The organism is Fertoeibacter niger, assembly GCF_009380135.2.
In the GTDB taxonomy this organism is placed as follows: Bacteria; Pseudomonadota; Alphaproteobacteria; order Rhodobacterales; family Rhodobacteraceae; genus Fertoeibacter; species Fertoeibacter niger.
Window position 1 is genome coordinate 221,251 of record NZ_WHUT02000003.1, and the last position, 17,550, is coordinate 238,800.

19 protein-coding genes are annotated in these 17,550 nt (G+C 65.5%); 8 read left to right on the forward strand and 11 right to left on the reverse strand.

Features of this window, described 5'->3' with window-relative positions:
- Window positions 1-42: 42 nt before the first annotated feature.
- The 9 genes from GEU84_RS06690 to coxB form a co-directional block, all read right to left on the reverse strand.
- Entirely contained in the window at window positions 43-627 is a 585-nt protein-coding gene (locus tag GEU84_RS06690; RefSeq protein ID WP_152824706.1) for a GNAT family N-acetyltransferase, read from the reverse strand.
- Complete coding sequence (locus tag GEU84_RS06695) at window positions 627-1,901, reverse strand: M16 family metallopeptidase (protein WP_277604882.1); 1,275 nt, start codon at window positions 1,899-1,901, stop codon at window positions 627-629. The genes GEU84_RS06690 and GEU84_RS06695 overlap by 1 nt, the downstream gene beginning before the upstream one ends.
- Window positions 1,898-3,283: a threonine synthase gene (gene thrC, locus GEU84_RS06700; protein ID WP_152825117.1), complete on the reverse strand. Its 1,386-nt coding sequence runs from the start codon at window positions 3,281-3,283 to the stop codon at window positions 1,898-1,900. Before thrC ends, GEU84_RS06695 begins: the two co-directional genes overlap by 4 nt.
- Window positions 3,284-3,294: 11 nt before the next feature.
- Window positions 3,295-3,966, reverse strand: coding sequence for an SURF1 family protein (locus GEU84_RS06705; RefSeq protein ID WP_152824705.1), 672 nt, complete (start codon window positions 3,964-3,966; stop codon window positions 3,295-3,297).
- Between the two features lie 99 nt (window positions 3,967-4,065).
- On the reverse strand, window positions 4,066-4,872 hold the full coding sequence (locus GEU84_RS06710; RefSeq protein ID WP_152824704.1) for a cytochrome c oxidase subunit 3: 807 nt from the start codon (window positions 4,870-4,872) through the stop codon (window positions 4,066-4,068).
- Window positions 4,873-4,920: 48 nt separating this feature from the next.
- Window positions 4,921-5,508 (reverse strand): cytochrome c oxidase assembly protein, encoded by a 588-nt coding sequence (locus GEU84_RS06715; RefSeq protein ID WP_152824703.1) that lies wholly within the window; start codon window positions 5,506-5,508, stop codon window positions 4,921-4,923.
- Window positions 5,505-5,708 (reverse strand): hypothetical protein, encoded by a 204-nt coding sequence (locus tag GEU84_RS06720; protein ID WP_152824702.1) that lies wholly within the window; start codon window positions 5,706-5,708, stop codon window positions 5,505-5,507. The genes GEU84_RS06715 and GEU84_RS06720 overlap by 4 nt, the downstream gene beginning before the upstream one ends.
- The gene (gene cyoE / locus GEU84_RS06725) at window positions 5,708-6,640 is read right to left on the reverse strand and encodes a heme o synthase (protein WP_152824701.1); all 933 of its coding nucleotides are present in this window, start codon (window positions 6,638-6,640) and stop codon (window positions 5,708-5,710) included. The genes GEU84_RS06720 and cyoE overlap by 1 nt, the downstream gene beginning before the upstream one ends.
- A gap of 106 nt (window positions 6,641-6,746) precedes the next feature.
- Window positions 6,747-7,610: a cytochrome c oxidase subunit II gene (gene coxB, locus GEU84_RS06730; protein WP_152824700.1), complete on the reverse strand. Its 864-nt coding sequence runs from the start codon at window positions 7,608-7,610 to the stop codon at window positions 6,747-6,749.
- Window positions 7,611-7,792: 182 nt separating this feature from the next.
- Between coxB and tldD the strand changes: the two genes are divergently transcribed.
- A complete protein-coding gene (gene tldD, locus GEU84_RS06735) occupies window positions 7,793-9,214 on the forward strand; it encodes a metalloprotease TldD (RefSeq protein WP_152824699.1) in 1,422 nt (473 codons plus the stop codon).
- Entirely contained in the window at window positions 9,211-9,636 is a 426-nt protein-coding gene (locus tag GEU84_RS06740) for a hypothetical protein (protein WP_152824698.1), read from the forward strand. Before tldD ends, GEU84_RS06740 begins: the two co-directional genes overlap by 4 nt.
- A 109-nt stretch (window positions 9,637-9,745) precedes the next feature.
- On the opposite strand, the gene rpoH is transcribed toward GEU84_RS06740, so the two are convergent.
- Together rpoH and GEU84_RS06750 are read right to left on the reverse strand one after the other, a co-directional pair.
- Window positions 9,746-10,642, reverse strand: a complete 897-nt coding sequence (gene rpoH, locus GEU84_RS06745; protein WP_152824697.1) for an RNA polymerase sigma factor RpoH — start codon at window positions 10,640-10,642, stop codon at window positions 9,746-9,748.
- Between the two features lie 228 nt (window positions 10,643-10,870).
- A complete protein-coding gene (locus GEU84_RS06750) occupies window positions 10,871-11,932 on the reverse strand; it encodes an RluA family pseudouridine synthase (protein WP_152824696.1) in 1,062 nt (353 codons plus the stop codon).
- Between GEU84_RS06750 and GEU84_RS06755 the strand changes: the two genes are divergently transcribed.
- The 6 genes from GEU84_RS06755 (at window position 11,931) to GEU84_RS06780 (ending at window position 17,531) form a co-directional block, all read left to right on the forward strand.
- Window positions 11,931-12,266, forward strand: a complete 336-nt coding sequence (locus tag GEU84_RS06755) for a DUF6476 family protein (RefSeq protein WP_152824695.1) — start codon at window positions 11,931-11,933, stop codon at window positions 12,264-12,266. The genes GEU84_RS06750 and GEU84_RS06755 overlap by 2 nt on opposite strands.
- Window positions 12,267-12,606: 340 nt before the next feature.
- A complete protein-coding gene (locus GEU84_RS06760) occupies window positions 12,607-13,152 on the forward strand; it encodes a response regulator (protein WP_174539365.1) in 546 nt (181 codons plus the stop codon).
- Between the two features lie 96 nt (window positions 13,153-13,248).
- The gene (locus GEU84_RS06765; protein WP_152824693.1) at window positions 13,249-14,700 is read left to right on the forward strand and encodes an amidase; all 1,452 of its coding nucleotides are present in this window, start codon (window positions 13,249-13,251) and stop codon (window positions 14,698-14,700) included.
- Between the two features lie 65 nt (window positions 14,701-14,765).
- Window positions 14,766-15,833 (forward strand): polyamine ABC transporter ATP-binding protein, encoded by a 1,068-nt coding sequence (locus GEU84_RS06770; protein ID WP_174539366.1) that lies wholly within the window; start codon window positions 14,766-14,768, stop codon window positions 15,831-15,833.
- 2 nt (window positions 15,834-15,835) lie between these two features.
- The gene (locus GEU84_RS06775) at window positions 15,836-16,738 is read left to right on the forward strand and encodes an ABC transporter permease (protein ID WP_152824691.1); all 903 of its coding nucleotides are present in this window, start codon (window positions 15,836-15,838) and stop codon (window positions 16,736-16,738) included.
- Complete coding sequence (locus GEU84_RS06780) at window positions 16,728-17,531, forward strand: ABC transporter permease (protein WP_152824690.1); 804 nt, start codon at window positions 16,728-16,730, stop codon at window positions 17,529-17,531. Before GEU84_RS06775 ends, GEU84_RS06780 begins: the two co-directional genes overlap by 11 nt.
- Window positions 17,532-17,550: the final 19 nt, after the last annotated feature.

Genomic DNA, 17,550 nt, shown 5'->3' on the forward strand with positions numbered 1-17,550 from the left:
ACCGATCACGATCCCGTGGGTCAGCCTCCCCTGCCGGAAAATTCAGCCGACGTCGGTCTTGCCGCGCCGGTCGCCGCGCAGATTGGCGTAAAGCACATGGTTGCGCCAGCGCCCGGCAATCTGCAGATAACTTTGCGCCACGCCCTCATACTTGAAGCCGCATTTTTCCAGCACGCCCCGGCTGGCGGCGTTTTCGGGCAGGCAGGCGGCCTCGACGCGGCTCAGGTCAAGGCTGGTGAAGGCGTGATGCACCACGGCCTGCACCGCCTCGCGCATGTAGCCCTGCCGGGCATGCGCCTGCCCCATCCAATAGCCCAACGTGCCCGCCTGCGCCGGGCCACGGCGGATGTTGTCCAGCGTGATGGCCCCCAACAGCGCGTCATCGCCGCGCCGGATCAGCAGCAGGGGTAGCGCCGTGCCCTGCACCTGCGCCCGTGCGGCCCAATAGACCCGGTTGGTAAAGGCCTTGCGCGTCAGGTGTTCCGACGACCATTGCGGTTCCCACAGCCGCAGGAAATCGGCGCTGTTGGCGCGCAGGCCCGCCCAGGCATTGTAATCGCCGTGCGTGGGCAGGCGCAGGGTCATCCGCGCGGTTTCAATCCTGACCTTGCGGCGCAGGCCCAGCATCAGGCGGCAAGCGCCTGCCGGATCGCATCCACCCCGGGCGCGTCACCCACCGGGCCATACAGCGCCAGCGCCGCGCGGGCCCCGGTCATCGTCGCCGCATAGCCGCGCACGCCTGCGGTTGTCACCGCGTCGATGCGCGCCACAGCCTCGTCGATATCGGGAATGCGGCCCCAGATCGCCAGCAGGCGGGCCAACCGCTCGGCCCGGTTCGACGGGCTTTCCAGCCCCATCAAGAGCCCTGCCTTCAACTGCGCCCGGGCGCGGTTCACCTCGGCATCGGTCATGTCATCGGCCGACCGTTTCAATTCCGCAATCGTCAGATGCGTCAGCTCGCCGATCTCTTCCTCGGACGTGCCCGCATAGATCGTGATCTGGCCGGTATCCTCATAAGCACCCGACTGCGCGAAGATCGAATAGCATAACCCCCGCTCCTCGCGGATTTTCTGGAACAGGCGGCTCGACATGCCACCCCCCAGCGCGGTGGCATAGACCTGGGCTGCATAGACATCGGGCGCGCGGTAGCCGGGGCTTTCAAACGCCAGCGCGAAATGCGCCTGTTCCAGATCCTTCACCTCGCGCCGCTCGCCGCCCGCGAAGGCCGCAGGCTGGATCAGCGACCCGCCCACCCGCGCCAGCCCACCGAACAGCGCCGTCGCCTGCGCCAGAATGGCGTCATGGTCGATGCCGCCCGCTGCCGCCAATATCATCTGGTCGGGCCCGTAATGTTCTGTGACGAAACGCAAAAGATCGTTGCGCGAAAAGCCCGACACGCGCTCTTCCGGCCCCAGGATGGTGCGGCCGAAGGGCTGGTCGGGGTAGGACACCTCTTGCAGCCAGTCAAAGATGATGTCGTCGGGCGTATCCAGCGCCTGCCCGATTTCCTGCAGGATCACATGGCGTTCCGTCTCGATCTCCTTGGGGTCGAACACCGGGTTCAGCACGATATCGGCAATCACATCCAGCGCCAGCGCCACATCAGGCGACAGGACGCGGGCGTAATAGGCGGTAATCTCCTTGGACGTATAGGCGTTGATATAGCCGCCCACATCCTCGATTTCCTCGGCAATCCGCAGGGCTGACCGGCGCTTTGTGCCCTTGAAGGCCATATGCTCCAGAAAATGCGCGATGCCGTTCTGTTCGGCCCTCTCGTGCCGCCCGCCCGCCTGCACCCAGATGCCGATCGAGGCCGATTTCAGCCCCGGCATATGTTCGGTGACGATGCGAAAGCCATTGGGAAGGGTGGTAAGCCGAAGCAGGTCTTGGCCGTTGGTCAACGCCCGGTCCTTTCGCGGATAAGGGTTTGCAGCGCCGCCAGATCATTGGGCGCGCGGGTGATGCGTTCGGGCCGATCAAACAGGTCGGCCATGCGGGGGGGCAGCGCCGGGCGCGTGCCCATCGCCGCCTCGACCGCATCGGGGAATTTGGCGGGATGGGCGGTGGCCAGCGTGATCATCGGCGTGGGGCCCAGATGTTGTTCGGCCACATGCACACCCACGGCGGAATGCGGGCACAGGATTTCTCCGGTTTCGGCATAGGTGCGGGTGATGGTAGCGGTGGTCTCGTCTTCCGAACAGCGGCCCGAGGCGAAGGTGGCGCGCAAAGTTTCCAGCGCGCCCTGGCTGATGTGGAATCCGCCCGCTTTCAGTTCGGCCATCAGTTGCGCCACCGCCGCACCGTCGCGGCCATAGGCATCAAACAGAGCGCGCTCAAAGTTCGACGACACCTGAATGTCCATCGAAGGGCTGATCGACGGCTTCACCCCGTCGGTCACATAGGCCCCCGACCTTATCGCACGGTCCAGAATGTCGTTCTGGTTGGTGGCGATCACCAGTTTCTCAATCGGCAGGCCCATTTGCCGGGCGATGTAGCCTGCGAAAATGTCACCGAAATTGCCGGTAGGCACGGTAAAGCTGACCGCCCGCCCCGGCGCGCCCAAAGCCACGGCGGAGGAGAAGTAATAGACAACCTGCGCCAGGACCCGCGCCCAGTTGATGCTGTTCACGCCCGCAAGGCCCACCTCGTCGCGGAAGGCGAAATCATTGAACATGTCTTTCACGCGGGCCTGGCAATCGTCGAAATCGCCGTCCATGGCAATGGCATGCACGTTGGCCTCGGAGGGCGTGGACATCTGCCGGCGCTGCACATCCGACACCCGGCCATGCGGGTAAAGGATCACCACATCCACCCCGGCCAGCCCACGGAACGCCTCGATCGCCGCCGATCCGGTATCGCCCGAAGTGGCCCCCACGATCGTCACCCGCCGCCCCGACCGCGCCAAAGACGCCTGGAACAACTGGCCGATCAGTTGCATGGCGAAATCCTTGAACGCCAGCGTCGGGCCGTGAAACAGCTCCAGCAGGAAATGGTTGGGGGCCAGCTGCACCAAGGGCGCGCGGGCGGCATGGCCAAAGCCCGCATAGGCGGCGTCTATCAGGCCCTTGAACTCGTCATCCTTGAACGCCCCGCCGATATAGGGCCGCATCACGCGGAAGGCGATCTCCTCATACGGCAGGCCCGCAAGCGCCGCAATGTCAGCTTCGGCCATCACCGGCACGGCATCGGGCACGTAAAGCCCGCCGTCGCGCGCAAGGCCGGTCATCATCGCTTCGTCAAAGCCCAGGGTCGGGGCCGCACCACGGGTCGAGATATACTGCATTGTCATCGCTTTCATAGGCACCGCCGCCTGATACGCCACAGCAACAGCCCTGTCATCCCCAGCCAGACAACAGCCAGCGAAAACCAGGTCAGGGCGTAGGTCAGATGGTTGTTGGGAATAGCAGATGAATCCACCGGAAAAGGCTCGATCCCGTCACGGGTTGAACTGCGCGCGACAATCAGTGTCGGTTCCGTCTGCAAGGCCTGCGCCATGGCCGGCACATCGCGCGCGAACCACAGGCCGGATGCCGCATCGGGGGCGGGGGTGAAACTGTCCACCTCATCGGGCCAGTGCAGGTTGCCGGTCACGGGCACATCCACCGCATCGCGGGGCTGGCCGCGCAGCGCCTCGGGCACGAATCCCCGGTCGATCAGGATGCGCCGTCCCTCGGTGGTTTCATAGGCGGCAATGATGCGCGTGCCCGGGCCACGATCCTTCACGCTGGCCAGCACCTCGATTTCCGGCCCTGCGAACCGGCCCGTCACAGTGACCGGCAGATAAAGGTCGGCCACAGGGTCAGGCGTTGTGGGCAAGGGCAGGGGCGCATCGGCGATGCGGGCGTCGATCTGCGCCAGAATGGCCTCTTTCCACGCCAGCCGCTGCACCTGCCAGACACCCAGACCCACCAGTATCGCAGCCCCGACAAGGCCGAACAGCAGGGGCAGGATCATGTGGCGGGGCATCAGCGGCTTTCGGGAAGGGTGTTCAATGGGAAAGGCGCGGCACCCTGCGGCCCGCGCCTTGCGGTGGTGCGCGCGGGGTCAGCCCCCGCGCAGTCAGGCTTACTGGCCCCAAACGTAGACGGCGGCAAACAGGAACAGCCAGACCACATCAACGAAATGCCAATACCAGGCAGCCGCCTCGAACCCGACATGTTTTTCGGGCGTGAAATGGCCCTTCAGCGCGCGGATCAGGCAAACGGTCAGAAAGATCGTGCCGATCAGCACATGGAAACCGTGGAAGCCGGTCGCCATGAAGAAGTTCGCGCCATAGATGTTGCCCGCGAAACCAAAGGCGGCATGGCTGTATTCATAGATCTGGAACACCGTGAACACCGCGCCCAGCGCAATGGCCAGGATCAGGCCATTCACCAGATCCTTGCGGTTGTTCTCATGCACCAGGGCATGGTGCGCCCAGGTGGCCGCAGCGCCCGAACACAGCAGGATCAGCGTGTTGATCAGCGGCAGGTGCCAGGGGTCGAACGTCTCGATCCCCGCGGGCGGCCAGACGCCGTCAACGGCGGGCGACAGGCCCGTCGGGTCCATCGGGTAGATCGCATGCTTGAAAAAGCTCCAGAACCATGCGGCAAAGAACATGATTTCCGACATGATGAACATGATGAAACCATAGCGCAGGCCGATCACCACCACCGGCGTGTGGTCGCCGACCTGGCTTTCGCGGATCACGTCCGACCACCAGGCGAACATGACATACAGCACCAGCGCCAGCCCGATCAGGCCCAGCCAGGGGCCCGACCCCTTCATCCACAGGACGGAACCGAACAGCATGACAAAGGCCCCGACCGCGCCAAGGAACGGCCAGATCGACGGCGGCAGAATGTGGTAATCGTGGTTCTTGGCATGGGCCATGGTGCGGTTCCTATGGTCTGCAACGGCCCTTGCGGGCCGGGTGTGGCATCAGTTTACGTCAGCCGTGGTGGCAGGGGCAAGGGCCGCCTGTTCCTCGGGCAGATCGGTGACGTGGAAAGTGTAGGACAGGGTGATGTGCTTGACGAACTTGCCCTCGCGGTCGGTCACGATGCCCGGATCGACATAGAATGTCACCGGCATCAGCACCCGCTCGCCGGGTTGCAGCACCTGCATCTCAAAGCAGAAACAGTCGATCTTGGTGAAATAGCCGCCCGCCTGGTCGGGGCTGACATTGTAGCTGGCGGTGCCCGCCACCACCCGGTCGGTGGGGTTGTAGGCCTCGTAGAACGCCAGCCCGGTTTCACCGATGCGGATCGTCATCTCACGCTGCTGGGGCACGAAATCCCACGGCATGCCCGCCTCTTTCGACGCATCGAACCGCACGGTCATCGTCTGATCCAGGATCACGTCCGAGGCCTGCTCGGCCACGCCCGTCGTGCCGCCATAGCCCGTGACCCGGCAGAACCAGTCGTAGAACGGCACGGCGGCAAATGACAACGACAGCATCAGCGCTGCCACCCCGGCCAGTTGCGCGGCAGTTTTCTGTGGCCCGGTCAGGTTTCCGAACACCTTCATTCCGACACCCCTTCTTCGGCTTCGACGGGCACCAGTTCGGGGCGCACCACATGGTCAAAGCCCTGCACCTGCCCCACCTGCGTCACTTTCACCACCGTCAGGCCGAACACCAGAAAGACAAAGGCCACCAGCACCAGACCCAGGCCCAGATTGCGGCCAAAGCGGCGCTTGTAGATCTCGTGCTCCGGTTTGAACGCCATCACCAGCCCCCCAGCCCGTAAGAGGCCAGCACAGCCTGCCCCAGAAACGCACCGAAATGCAGGAAAAGGTAATACAGCGAGAAGCGGAACACCTTCTTTTCCACGGCATAGCCATCGGCCTCGGCCACAGCCTCATCGCGTCGCCAGATGCGGATCGCACCGGCCAGGAACATCAGGTTCAGCACTACGGCGACTGCGGTGTAGAACACGCCCCCGATCGCGGTGAAACCCGCACCCACGGCCACCGGCATCAAGAGGATGGTGTAAATCAGGATATGCGCCCGTGTCGCCTTGCGGCCATGCGTCACCGTCAGCATCGGCACACCGGCCTTGTGGTAATCTTCCTTCATGAACAGCGCCAGCGCCCAGAAATGCGGCGGGGTCCACATGAAGATGATGGCGAACATCAGCACCGATTCCACCGACACGCCGCCCGTCGCCACGGCCCAGCCGATCATCGGCGGAAAGGCCCCGGCCGCGCCACCGATGACGATGTTCTGCGGCGTAAGCCGTTTCAGCCACATCGAATAGACCACCGCATAGAAAAAGATCGTGAAGGCCAGAAGCCCCGCCGCGAACAGGTTGGTCGCCAGCGCCAGCATCACCACCGAAATGCCCGACAGCGCCAGACCGAAACCCAAGGCCTCGCCCGGCGAAACCTTGCCCGCAGGCACAGGCCGGTTGCGGGTGCGGCGCATCACGGCGTCAATGTCGGCATCCCACCACATGTTCAGCGCCCCCGAGGCCCCTGCCCCCAACGCGATGAACAGGATCGCCGCCATGCCCACGAACGGATGCACGCCCACAGGCGCCACCAGCAGCCCGACCAGCGCGGTGAACACCACCAGCGACATGACGCGCGGTTTCAGCAGCGCGACGTAATCGCCGAATCCGGCGTCGCCCGTCGGCGCGTAAACGTGGGTGTCGGTCATGTCATCACTCCGGGATCCGGGCTCCGCCTCTGGCGGTGGCTTGGCAGGCGGCGGGCGGCCATGGGGTGCATGGCCGCCCGCACCATTCCTAGGCATTGGGTGTCGGTCAGTCAGCCGAGGCCAGTTCCACCGGCGTGGCAATCGACGACAGTTCGACATTGCCTTCCTTCGCGGCGGCCAGCCATGCGGCGTAAACCTCTTCCGACACAACTTTCACGGTGATCGGCATGTAGGCATGGTCCTTGCCGCACAGTTCCGAACACTGGCCGAAATAGATGCCCTCGCGCTCAGCCTTGAACCACAATTCGGCCAGACGCCCCGGCACACCATCCTGCTTCACGCCAAAGGCCGGGATCGTCCAGCTGTGGATCACGTCGGCGCCTGTCACCTGCACCACGACGGTCTTGTTCACCGGCACCACCATGGCGGTGTCGGTGGCCAGCAGGTAATCGCTGTCGGCATAGCCATAGGCGGCCAGTTCCTCGCGCGGCAGCATGAAGCTGTCAAAGGCCACGCCCTCATCGACATATTCATAGCCCCAGTACCACTGGAAACCCGTGGTCTTGATGGTGATGTCGGCGGTGGGAATTTCTTGCTGCTTGAACAGCACGGGCAGCGAGAACGCACCGATGAACACCAGAATGACGATCGGAACCACCGTCCATGCCACTTCCAGCGGGCTGTTGTGGGTGAAGGTGGCCGGTGTTGCGTTGCGCTTGCGGTTGTAGCGGATGATCACCCATGCCAGCAGACCGGTCACGAACAACGTGATCACGGTGATCAGGATCAGCAGCATGTGATCCAGCGCCTGCAAATCACGGGCCAGTTCGGTGGCGGCCGGCTGAAAACCCATCAGCCCGTCCACCGGGCGGCCGACCACCGGCAGGCTTTCCTGCGCCATGGCGGCACCGGCGGCCAACAGGGCCCCCAGCGTGGCGGTGGAACCGAAGAAAGAGGTCAAAGCGCGCATGTTTTTATCCCGTCCGAGGGCGCAGACTTGCCGCGCCTTGCCCGACTGCCCGGCGTTGGGGCAGAATCCCGTTGTTTCTGACCCCTCTGAAACCATATTAGAGCCTGATCGACAAGCAAAACAGTTGCGGCAAATCGCGCCGCCCCTCGTCACACAGCCCGACACCGCAGCAAGGATACCCGATGACCGACGCGCCCTTCCGCCCCTTCGACACGCAGCTTGACGAAGGCGCGGCCCTGACGATCCTGCGCGCAGCCACGGCAGGGGCCGATGACGGCGAGCTGTTTCTGGAACGCCGCCGGTCCGAGGCGCTGGTTCTGGATGACGGCCGGGTGAAAACCGCCAGCTATGACGCCTCCGAAGGGTTCGGCCTGCGCGCCGTGCGGGGCGAGGTGGCGGGCTATGCCCATACCACCACCATTTCCGAAACCGCGCTGAAACGCGCCGCCGAAACGGCGCGGCTGGCGGTGGGCGATGGTGGCGGCACACTGGCGGATGCGCCGAAGGGCACCAATGCCCGGCTCTACACCGATGCCGACCCGATGGCCGACGCCACTTTCGCGGTCAAGATCGACCTTCTGCGCGAGATCGACGCCTTCACCCGCGCGCTGGATCCGCGCATCATCCAGGTCTCGGCCACGATCAGCGCCAGCTATCAGGAGGTGGAGATTTTGCGCCCCGAAGGCTTGCGCCTGTCCGATATCCGCCCGATGGCACGCATCAACATATCTGTCATCGTCGAACAGAACGGGCGGCGCGAATCCGGCGGCATGGGCGGCGGCGGGCGTCATGGGCTGGCCCCGCTGATGCAGCCCGCGCATTGGCAGGCCGTGGCGCGTGAGGCATTGCGCATCGCGCTGGTCAATCTTGAGGCCGTTCCTGCCCCCGCAGGCACGATGGATGTGGTGCTGGGGCCGGGCTGGCCCGGTATATTGCTGCACGAGGCCATCGGCCACGGGCTGGAGGGCGATTTCAACCGCAAGCAGACCTCGGCCTTTGCCGGTCTGCTGGGCCAGCGTATCGCGGCACCCGGGGTCACGGTGCTGGATGACGGCACCCTGCCCGACCGGCGCGGCTCGATTTCGGTGGATGACGAGGGCACGCCTTCGGCCCGCAATGTGCTGATCGACGACGGCATTCTCGTGGGCTACATGCAGGACCGCCAGAATGCGCGCCTGATGGGTGTGGCGCCCACCGGCAACGGGCGGCGCGAAAGTTTCGCCCATATCCCGATGCCGCGCATGACAAACACCTACATGATGGGCGGGAATGACGACCCGGCAGGCATTCTGGCCTCGCTGAAGGACGGCATCTATGCCGTGGGCTTCGGCGGCGGGCAGGTGGATATCACCAACGGCAAGTTCGTGTTCAGTTGCACCGAGGCTTACCGGGTGCAGAACGGCAACATCGGCGCCCCGGTCAAGGGTGCCACCCTGATCGGCGACGGCGCCACCGCGCTGAAGCATATCCGCGCCACCGGCAATGACATGGCACTTGACCCGGGCATCGGCAATTGCGGCAAGGCCGGGCAATGGGTGCCGGTGGGGGTGGGCCAGCCCACGCTGCTGATCGGCGGGCTTACAGTGGGCGGATCGGCGGCATGAGGCACCTGCGCTCGGTCCCCGGCGGTCTGGCGCTGGTGGGCTGGCCGCCGCTGCTTGCCGCCACCGGCATCCTTTGGCTGGCCCCTGCACCGCTGGGCGCTGCGGGACTGGCCCTTGCCCGTCTGTTGCCAGACGGCGGAGGCACGTTTGTGCTGCTTGTCGTTGGAACCGCACTGGCGCTGTCACCGGCGTTTTCCTGGATCGGCTGGCTGATCGCGCTGCCGGTCGTGGCGGCTCTGCTGCACCGCGGCTGGTTTGGCTGGCTGCCCGCCGCCGCTACCGGGGCTACGGCTGGCATGATCGCCGCCAAGGTCGTCGGATCCGACGTCGCGGCCGGTTTCGGCCTTGTCATGCTGATCCTGCTGCGCGGGGTTCTGGGCCTTGTCCGCCCCGCGGCCTTTGCCCTTCCCCGCGCCTTCTGAGCAAGCCTGCGCCTTTCGCGCATTTCCTGTTCAGAAATATCCTCGGGGGTGAGGCGCGAAGCGACGAGGGGGCCCGAGGGCCCCCTGAATTTTCGCAGAAAATTCGCCCCTACGCCGGGATGACCATGCCCTTGCCGCGCGCCAGTTCGCGCATCCGGGTTTGCAGCTTTTCAAACGCCCTGACCTCGATCTGGCGAATGCGCTCGCGGCTGACGCCATAGCTTTCCGACAGGTCTTCCAGCGTCACCGGCGTGTCGGCCAGACGGCGCTGCACCAGAATGTCCTTTTCGCGGTCGTTCAGCGCACCCATCGCCTGCATCAGCAGTTCGCGCCGGGCGTCCATCTCGTCCTTTTCGGCATAATCGGCGGCCTGATCGCTGTCCTCGTCCTCCAGCCAGTCCTGCCACTGGGTCGATCCGTCACCATCCGAGCCGATCTGCGCGTTCAGTGACGCATCGCCGCCCGACAGCCGGCGGTTCATGTCGATCACATCGGCCTCGGTCACGTTCAGGTCGGTGGCGATGCGTGCCACGTTTTCGGGCCGCAGATCGCCCTCTTCCAGCGCGCCGACCTTGGCCTTGGCCTTGCGCAGGTTGAAGAACAGTTTTTTCTGTGCGCTGGTGGTGCCCAGCTTCACAAGGCTCCAGGACCGCAGGATATATTCCTGAATGCTGGCCCTGATCCACCACATCGCATAGGTCGCCAGACGAAAGCCCTTTTCCGGGTCAAAGCGTTTCACCGCCTGCATCAGGCCCACATTCGCCTCGGAAATCACCTCGGCCTGCGGCAGGCCGTAGCCGCGATAGCCCATGGCGATTTTCGCCGCCAGCCGCAGGTGCGACGTGACCATGCGGTGCGCGGCCTGCGTGTCCTGATGGTCCACCCAGCGCTTGGCCAGCATGTATTCCTCTTCCGGTTCCAGCAGCGGAAACTTGCGGATTTCCTGCATGTAACGGTTCAGGCCCTGTTCCGGGCTGGGCGCGGGAAGATTGGTATAGGTGCTCATGCGTGACCCCCTTTTGCGGCCCCTGCCCCGGCGGATTCCGGCGACAGCGGCCTGTTGTTCTGTTCGGTGACGGGCGCAGTTCAGGCGCTAACATCACAGGATTAACGTCAGATGAACATGATACCGTCGCTCTGCCACGAATGTTGCGTCGCTTCACGTGAATGTCACCCGGCGACATCTTGCATCGGGCGGCTGAACCGCCACCTGCCGCCCGGTTTGCATATGACATCATCGCTTCAGGGGCTGGCCCGCGCGCAGGATGTCCAGCAATTGCTGCATGTCGGCGGGCAGCGGCGCCTCGAACAGCAGGTCTTCGCCCGTCACCGGATGCTCAAAGCCCAATGACGCCGCATGCAGCGCCTGCCGGGGAAAGGCCAGCGCCGCCTCGGCCGCCGCCAGCCCGGCCGCCGCAGCCGCCACCTTGCGCTTGCCGCCATAGGTCTGGTCGCCGATCAGCCCGTGGCCCGCATGGGCCATATGCACCCGGATCTGATGGGTGCGCCCGGTTTCCAGCCAGCATTCCACCAGCGCCGCCACCGGGGGCGTGCCGAAATCCTCAAGTATCCGCACCCGCGTCACCGCGTGCCGCCCGCCGTGAAACAGCACCGCCTGCCGCTGCCGGTCGGTCTTGTGGCGGGCAAGCTGGGTGGCGATCTTCACGATGCCGCCCGTCTCGAATGTCACGCCCTTGGTGCCGCGCAGGCGCGGGTCGGCGGCATCGGGGCGGCCATGCACCAGCGCCAGATAATGCCGCGTCACGGTATGCGCCTCGAACTGCGCGGCCAGCCCGTGATGCGCCCGGTCGGATTTCGCCACCACCAACAGGCCCGACGTGTCCTTGTCGATGCGGTGAACGATGCCGGGGCGCTTTTCGCCGCCCACACCCGACAGCGTGTCACCGCAGTGGTGCAGCAGCGCGTTCACCAATGTGCCCGAGTAGGAACCGGGTGCCGGATGCACCACCATGCCCACCGGCTTGTCGATCACGATCAGGTCGTCATCCTCCCACACCACCGACAGCGGAATGTCCTCGGCAAGGGTTTCCACCTCCACCGCCTCGCCCAGCGTGATGGCATAGACCTGCCCCTCGGCCACCTTGGCCTTGGGGTCTGTCACCGCCACGCCGTCAAGGCTGACGTCGCCATCGGCGATCATCCGCATCAGGCGCGACCGTGACAGCGCCGCTTCTTCTGGCACCCCGCGCGCAAGCGCCTTATCAAGGCGGTCGGCGGGGTCGTCCCCGATGGTCACAAACAGCACGCCCGTATCCGGGTCAGGAAGGATCGCCATGGCACAGGCTCCGGCAGACGACGGGCTTCCGCCCAGCGTGAGGTTGCTGAAATGGCTGGTCATCATTCTGACCGCCGTGATGATTGTGGGTCTCATAATCATCGTTGCGGTGATTGTCATCCGCTTGCCGCAATCGGCCGGTCCCGCTGCCGGGCCGTCCGCCAGCCTTGCCCTGCCCGAGAAGCTGGCGCTGCCGGCAGGCACCAGCCCCGCCGCCGTCACATTCGGGCAGGGCTGGGTGGCCATCGTCACCACCGATGAACGGATACTGGTGTTTGACAGCAGCACCGGCGCATTGCGGCAGGAAGTGGCCATCGCGCCGGGCGCCGAGTGACCTTCGGCAGAACGCAGCACCGATCTTGCGGGGTGCTGCGCTGGCCGCGCGCCGGTGGCGCAACCCGGAAAAAACGGCACCCGCCCCTGCGCCACCGGGCGTATCTGGCGGCTGTCCTTGGGTCCGAGGGCAGCCTTCCCCCGCCCCCCGCCGTCATCTGGCACATGGGCAACTGTGTGAAGGCGCAGACCGCGGGGCTGGTGGCCAGTGCGATGCTGCACCGCGCCACGGTGCGCGCCATCCCCTTGCCGATGGGCCAGGCGAGGCCTCGGCCCTGTGTCTGCTGGCAGACGGCGGCCCGGCGCTCACCCTTTCAATCGCGCGGGCGTTGGCGAAGCAGATGGGCAGCGATCGGGTTCCACTGGCGTTGCCACCAGGCCCGCCCGGCAAGCGGCTTGTGCTGGCGCAGCCTTTGGTCAAGACTGATGTGATGCCTGATACGCAGCGCCCCTTTGCCCCTCACGCGACGCCCGCCCACGGCCCGGGCCTGCTGGCGGGGCGACGGATTCTCGTGGTTGATGACATTGCCACCAACCGCATGGTGGCCAGCGCCTATCTGGGCCTTCTGGGCGCGCAAAGCGTCGAGGCGGCCAGCGGCACCCGCGCGCTGGAACTGGCCAGCGATGCGGCGCTGGATCTGGTGCTGCTGGACATGAACATGCCCGGCATGGACGGGCTGGAAACCTTTCGCCGCCTGCGCGCGATGGAGGGGGCCGCAGCGGCGCTGCCCGTGGTGGCGATGACGGCCGATGCCATGCCCGAACACCGCCGCGCCTGTCTGGACGCGGGAATGGATGGCTATGTGTCAAAGCCGATGTCGCCCGACGGTCTGGCCAGGGAATTGCTGCGCGTGCTGCCGGCGCGGCCCGGTCGGGCGCCGGGCTGATCCTGTCGCGGGGTCGGTTTCGAACCCTTAGGCGGCGAATCCGGGTGGAAAGCCCCGCCACCCCGCCGCAGCATGTGGCAAAAGGGGGCCACAGCAATGATGCAGGATCATGGCGCGGCGGATGCGACCGCTCTGGCCGGACTGGTCGCCAGCGGGGCGGTGTCGCCCGCCGAATTGCTGGATGCGGCGCTGGCGGCGGTTGACCGGCTGAACCCCGTGCTGAACGCCGTGGTTCTGGTGCAGGAACCTGCCGCGCGGGCGGCCATCGCGGCGGGCCTGCCGCCGGGGCCGTTCTGCGGCTTGCCGTTCCTGCTGAAGGATCTGGGCTGCGAGGCGGTGGATTTTCCCGCCCACAACGGATCTGCCCTGCTGGCCAATACCCGCTGGCCGCGCGATTCCGCGATTTTCGCGCGCATCCGCGCAACAGGCGTGGTGACATTCGGGCGCACCACGGCCCCCGAGGGCGGCATCGGCCCCGCCACCGAATCCGCCGTCTATGGCGGGCCGACGCGCAACCCCTGGAACCTGGCCCATACGCCGGGCGGGTCATCCGGCGGGGCTGGGGCTGCGGTGGCTGCTGGCATCGTGCCCTTTGCCCATGGGTCGGATGGCGGCGGATCAGTGCGCATCCCGGCCTCGTCCTGCGGGCTGTTCGGCTTCAAACCCACCCGCGCGCGCCTGCCTGACGGGCCGTATGCTGGCGAAGGCTGGGCGGGTATGGCGATTGACGGCTTTCTGACCCGGTCAGTGCGCGACACGGCGGTGATGCTGGATGCCTGCGAAGGCGCAGACCTTGGCGCGCCCTACTGGGCACCGCCGCTGGCACGGGGCCATGCGCAAGCCATCAGCCGCCCGCCGCGCCGCCTGCGCATTGCACTCTGCGACACCACCTTTACCGGCGGGGCGATCCACCCCGAGGTGCGGGCGGCGGTGCTTGATGCCGCACGGCTGCTGGAGGGCTTGGGCCACCACATCGAACCGCTGCGGCCCCGGGCGGATTTCGAAGGCATGATGCGTGCCTGGACCGATATCGTCGCCTGCGGCACGGCACTGGGCATCCGCAAGGCGCTGGCGGCACGGAGTCGCAGCCTGCAACCCGGCGATGTCGAGAGCGTGGCGCGCGGGGCCATCGCCCATGCCGCCACGATCAGCGGCGAGAGGTATCTGGAGGCTGTGGCCGAGATTCACGCCTTTGGCCGCCAGATGGCGGCGTTCTTTGACCCCGGTCAGGGCGCGGGGCCGGATGTGCTGCTGTCGGCCACGTTGGCCGAACTGCCCGCCCGGATCGGCCGCTTTGCCCATGACAACGAGGATTACCTGAACTACCGCATCGGCCCCAAGGGCGTCTTCGCCTATTCGCCGTTCTGTGCGGTGTTCAATGCCAGCGGCCAGCCCGCAGCCTCGGTTCCGCTGGGCATGTCGGCGGATGGCCTGCCCATCGGTGTGCATCTGGCCGCGCGCTTTGGCGCGGATGAAGACCTGATGGCGCTGTGTGCAGAAATTGAGCGGGCCGCCCCCTGGTTCACCCGTCGCCCGCCCAATGTTTGAGCGTCAGGGTGGACAGGTCGCGAAACGCCAGCTTAACATCGGATGAAACGACAGCGGGGCCAGGGGTGACAGTTTCCATAGCGGTCGAAGCGCGCAATGCGGTCAAGGCCTTTGGCCAGGGCGAGGCGGCGGTCAGGGCGCTGGATGATGTGTCGGTGCAGATCCGGCAGGGTGAGTTCTTTACCCTGCTGGGACCGTCAGGCTGCGGCAAGACCACGCTCTTGCGGCTGATCGCGGGGTTTGAGACGCCCACCTCGGGCCAGATCCTGCTGGATGGCAAGGATATCACCGCCGACCCGCCCAACCGCCGCCCGGTCAACACTGTGTTCCAAAGCTATGCCCTGTTCCCGCATCTGACCGTGGCGCAGAATGTGGGCTTCGGCTTGCAGATGCAGGGGCGGCCCCGGGCCGAGGTTGCCGACCGCGCCGCGAAAATGCTGACGCTGGTGCGGCTGGACCATCTGGCGCAGCGCAAGACCAGCCAGTTGTCGGGCGGCCAGCAACAGCGCGTGGCGCTGGCCCGCGCGCTGGCCCCGCAGCCAAAGGTGCTGCTGCTGGATGAACCCCTGTCGGCGCTGGACCTGAAGCTGCGCAAGGAAATGCAGATCGAGCTGAAACGCCTGCAACATGAAACCGGCATCACATTCGTGTTCGTCACACACGATCAGGAAGAAGCCCTGACGATGAGCGACCGCATCGGCGTGATGAGCGCCGGAAAGATCCTGCAAGTCGGCAGCCCGCGCGACATCTACACCCGCCCCGCCAACCGCTTTGTCGCCAGCTTCATCGGCGAGACGAACTTTCTGCCCGGCTTTTATGCGCATGGGCAGGTGGCGCTGGCAGGTGGCCATGTGCCGGTGGCCGCTGGCACGAAAGAGGGAAGCACAGTCACGCTGGCCGTGCGCCCCGAACAGGTGCGGCTGGTCGCCGCCGATGCGCCGGGTTCGCTGCCAGCCACCGTTCGCGATCTGGTCTATTTCGGCACCGACACGCATTGCCACATGGCGCTGAGCGACGGCAGCGAAGTGGTGGCCCGCCTGCAAAGCAGCGTGTCGGGCGAGGCCGGGCTGGAACCCGGTGCAAGGGTCGGGCTGGTCTTTACCGAAGGCGCCGCGCAAGTGCTGGAGGATTGACCATGCCATCGCCGCAGGACAGGGCACGGGTGCGCAACGGCTGGCTGTTGTCAGCGCCCGCGCTGGTGCTGCTGGCCATGGCGGCGGCGGGGCCGCTGCTGGTGGTGCTGGTCTACAGCTTTCTGGAAGCGGGGCAATATGGCGGGGTGGAATGGGCGTTTTCCACCGATGCCTGGTTCGGCATCCTGTTTTCCAAGGACATCTTCACCGACGAGACCATGCTCGCCGATGCCCATCTGGCGATCTTCTGGCGGTCGGTGAAACTGTCGCTGCTGACCACGCTTATCACCTTTGCCGTAGGCTTTCCGACCGCGTGGTTCATCGCCACGCGGGCACCCCGGGCGCGGGCCATGTGGCTGTTCCTGATAACTATCCCGTTCTGGACCAACCTTCTGATCCGCACCTTCGCCATCAACGAGGTGATCCGCAACGAGGGCATCCTGAACTCACTGCTGCTGTGGGCGGGCGTCATCAGCGCCCCGATCCAGATCATCTACACCGATACGGCGGTGCTGATCGGCATGGCTTATGTCTATCTGCCGCTGATGGTGCTGCCCCTGTTCGCCGCCATCGACCGTTTCGACATGAAGCTGCTGGAGGCCGCCTATGACCTTTACGCCAGCCGTTTGCAGGTGCTGCGCCGGGTGATCCTGCCGATTGTGAAACCGGGCATCGTGGCGGGGTCGATCCTGGTGTTCGTGCCCAGCCTCGGGGCCTATGTCACCCCCCGCGTGCTGGGCGGCGGCAAGAACATGATGATCGGCAATTTCATTGAATTGCAATTCGGGCAGGGCCGCAACTGGCCGCTGGGGGCAGCGCTGTCGATGCTGCTGCTGGTCATCGTGATGGTGGCGCTGCTGGCCTATGTGCGCGCGGCGAACAAGGGGGCGGGGCATGGCCACTAGGGCGTTTGCGGCCACCACGATCCCCGGCTTTGCCATTGTCGCGGGCATTGCCTTTTTCGCGCTTTACGCGCCTATCCTGACGCTAGTGGCTTATTCCTTCAACGATTCCAATGCGATCAGCCAATGGGGCGGGTTTTCCCTGCGCTGGTATGAGGCGGCGTGGGCCAACACGGCGGTGCAAGAGGCCACGCTGCGGTCGCTGACCATCGCCTGCTCGGCCTCGGCCATCGCCACTGTCTGCGCCACCATGGCCGCCCTTGGCACCACACGGCGCGGCGCGTTCCGGGGCCAGACCTTCATCTATGTGATGATAAACCAGCCGCTGATGGTGCCGGAAATTGTCACCGCCGTGGCGCTTCTGATCGTGTTCGCCAGCGTGAAGGTCGCTACCGGATACAACGGGCTGATGTATCTGATCATCGCGCATGCCGCGTTCTGCATCCCCTTCGCATACCTTCCGATCCGCGCCCGGCTGGAGGGGATGGACCTGAGCCTGGAAACCGCCGCCGCCGATCTTTACGCAAACCCCTGGCAGACCTTCCGCCATGTCACCCTGCCCCTGATGGGCCCGGGCATCATCGCGGGGGCCATGCTGGCCTTTGTCATCAGTCTGGATGACGTGGTGATCACCGAGTTTGTAAAATCGGCAGGTCAGGATACGCTGCCCACCTATATGCTGGGCCAGTTGCGTCGCGCCATCACGCCCGAGGTGAACGCCATATCCTCGGCGCTGCTGGCGCTGACGGTGCTGCTGCTGACCGCATTCTTCCTACTGACGCGCAAGCGGGATTAACCCGCGAAACCAACCCCGC

What these genes read in the sequence shown, in the direction of transcription:
- GEU84_RS06775 (WP_152824691.1), top strand. Translation starts at nt 15,836, where the DNA reads ATGCCATCGCCGCAGGACAGGGCACGGGTGCGCAACGGCTGGCTGTTG.
- GEU84_RS06690 (WP_152824706.1), bottom strand. Translation starts at nt 627, where the DNA reads ATGCTGGGCCTGCGCCGCAAGGTCAGGATTGAAACCGCGCGGATGACC.
- GEU84_RS06720 (WP_152824702.1), bottom strand. Translation starts at nt 5,708, where the DNA reads ATGGCGTTCAAACCGGAGCACGAGATCTACAAGCGCCGCTTTGGCCGC.
- thrC (WP_152825117.1), bottom strand. Translation starts at nt 3,283, where the DNA reads ATGCAGTATATCTCGACCCGTGGTGCGGCCCCGACCCTGGGCTTTGAC.
- coxB (WP_152824700.1), bottom strand. Translation starts at nt 7,610, where the DNA reads ATGCGCGCTTTGACCTCTTTCTTCGGTTCCACCGCCACGCTGGGGGCC.
- cyoE (WP_152824701.1), bottom strand. Translation starts at nt 6,640, where the DNA reads ATGACCGACACCCACGTTTACGCGCCGACGGGCGACGCCGGATTCGGC.
- GEU84_RS06765 (WP_152824693.1), top strand. Translation starts at nt 13,249, where the DNA reads ATGATGCAGGATCATGGCGCGGCGGATGCGACCGCTCTGGCCGGACTG.
- GEU84_RS06710 (WP_152824704.1), bottom strand. Translation starts at nt 4,872, where the DNA reads ATGGCCCATGCCAAGAACCACGATTACCACATTCTGCCGCCGTCGATC.
- GEU84_RS06750 (WP_152824696.1), bottom strand. Translation starts at nt 11,932, where the DNA reads ATGGCGATCCTTCCTGACCCGGATACGGGCGTGCTGTTTGTGACCATC.
- rpoH (WP_152824697.1), bottom strand. Translation starts at nt 10,642, where the DNA reads ATGAGCACCTATACCAATCTTCCCGCGCCCAGCCCGGAACAGGGCCTG.
- tldD (WP_152824699.1), top strand. Translation starts at nt 7,793, where the DNA reads ATGACCGACGCGCCCTTCCGCCCCTTCGACACGCAGCTTGACGAAGGC.
- GEU84_RS06760 (WP_174539365.1), top strand. Translation starts at nt 12,607, where the DNA reads ATGGGCAGCGATCGGGTTCCACTGGCGTTGCCACCAGGCCCGCCCGGC.
- GEU84_RS06755 (WP_152824695.1), top strand. Translation starts at nt 11,931, where the DNA reads ATGGCACAGGCTCCGGCAGACGACGGGCTTCCGCCCAGCGTGAGGTTG.
- GEU84_RS06715 (WP_152824703.1), bottom strand. Translation starts at nt 5,508, where the DNA reads ATGAAGGTGTTCGGAAACCTGACCGGGCCACAGAAAACTGCCGCGCAA.
- GEU84_RS06780 (WP_152824690.1), top strand. Translation starts at nt 16,728, where the DNA reads ATGGCCACTAGGGCGTTTGCGGCCACCACGATCCCCGGCTTTGCCATT.
- GEU84_RS06740 (WP_152824698.1), top strand. Translation starts at nt 9,211, where the DNA reads ATGAGGCACCTGCGCTCGGTCCCCGGCGGTCTGGCGCTGGTGGGCTGG.
- GEU84_RS06705 (WP_152824705.1), bottom strand. Translation starts at nt 3,966, where the DNA reads ATGCCCCGCCACATGATCCTGCCCCTGCTGTTCGGCCTTGTCGGGGCT.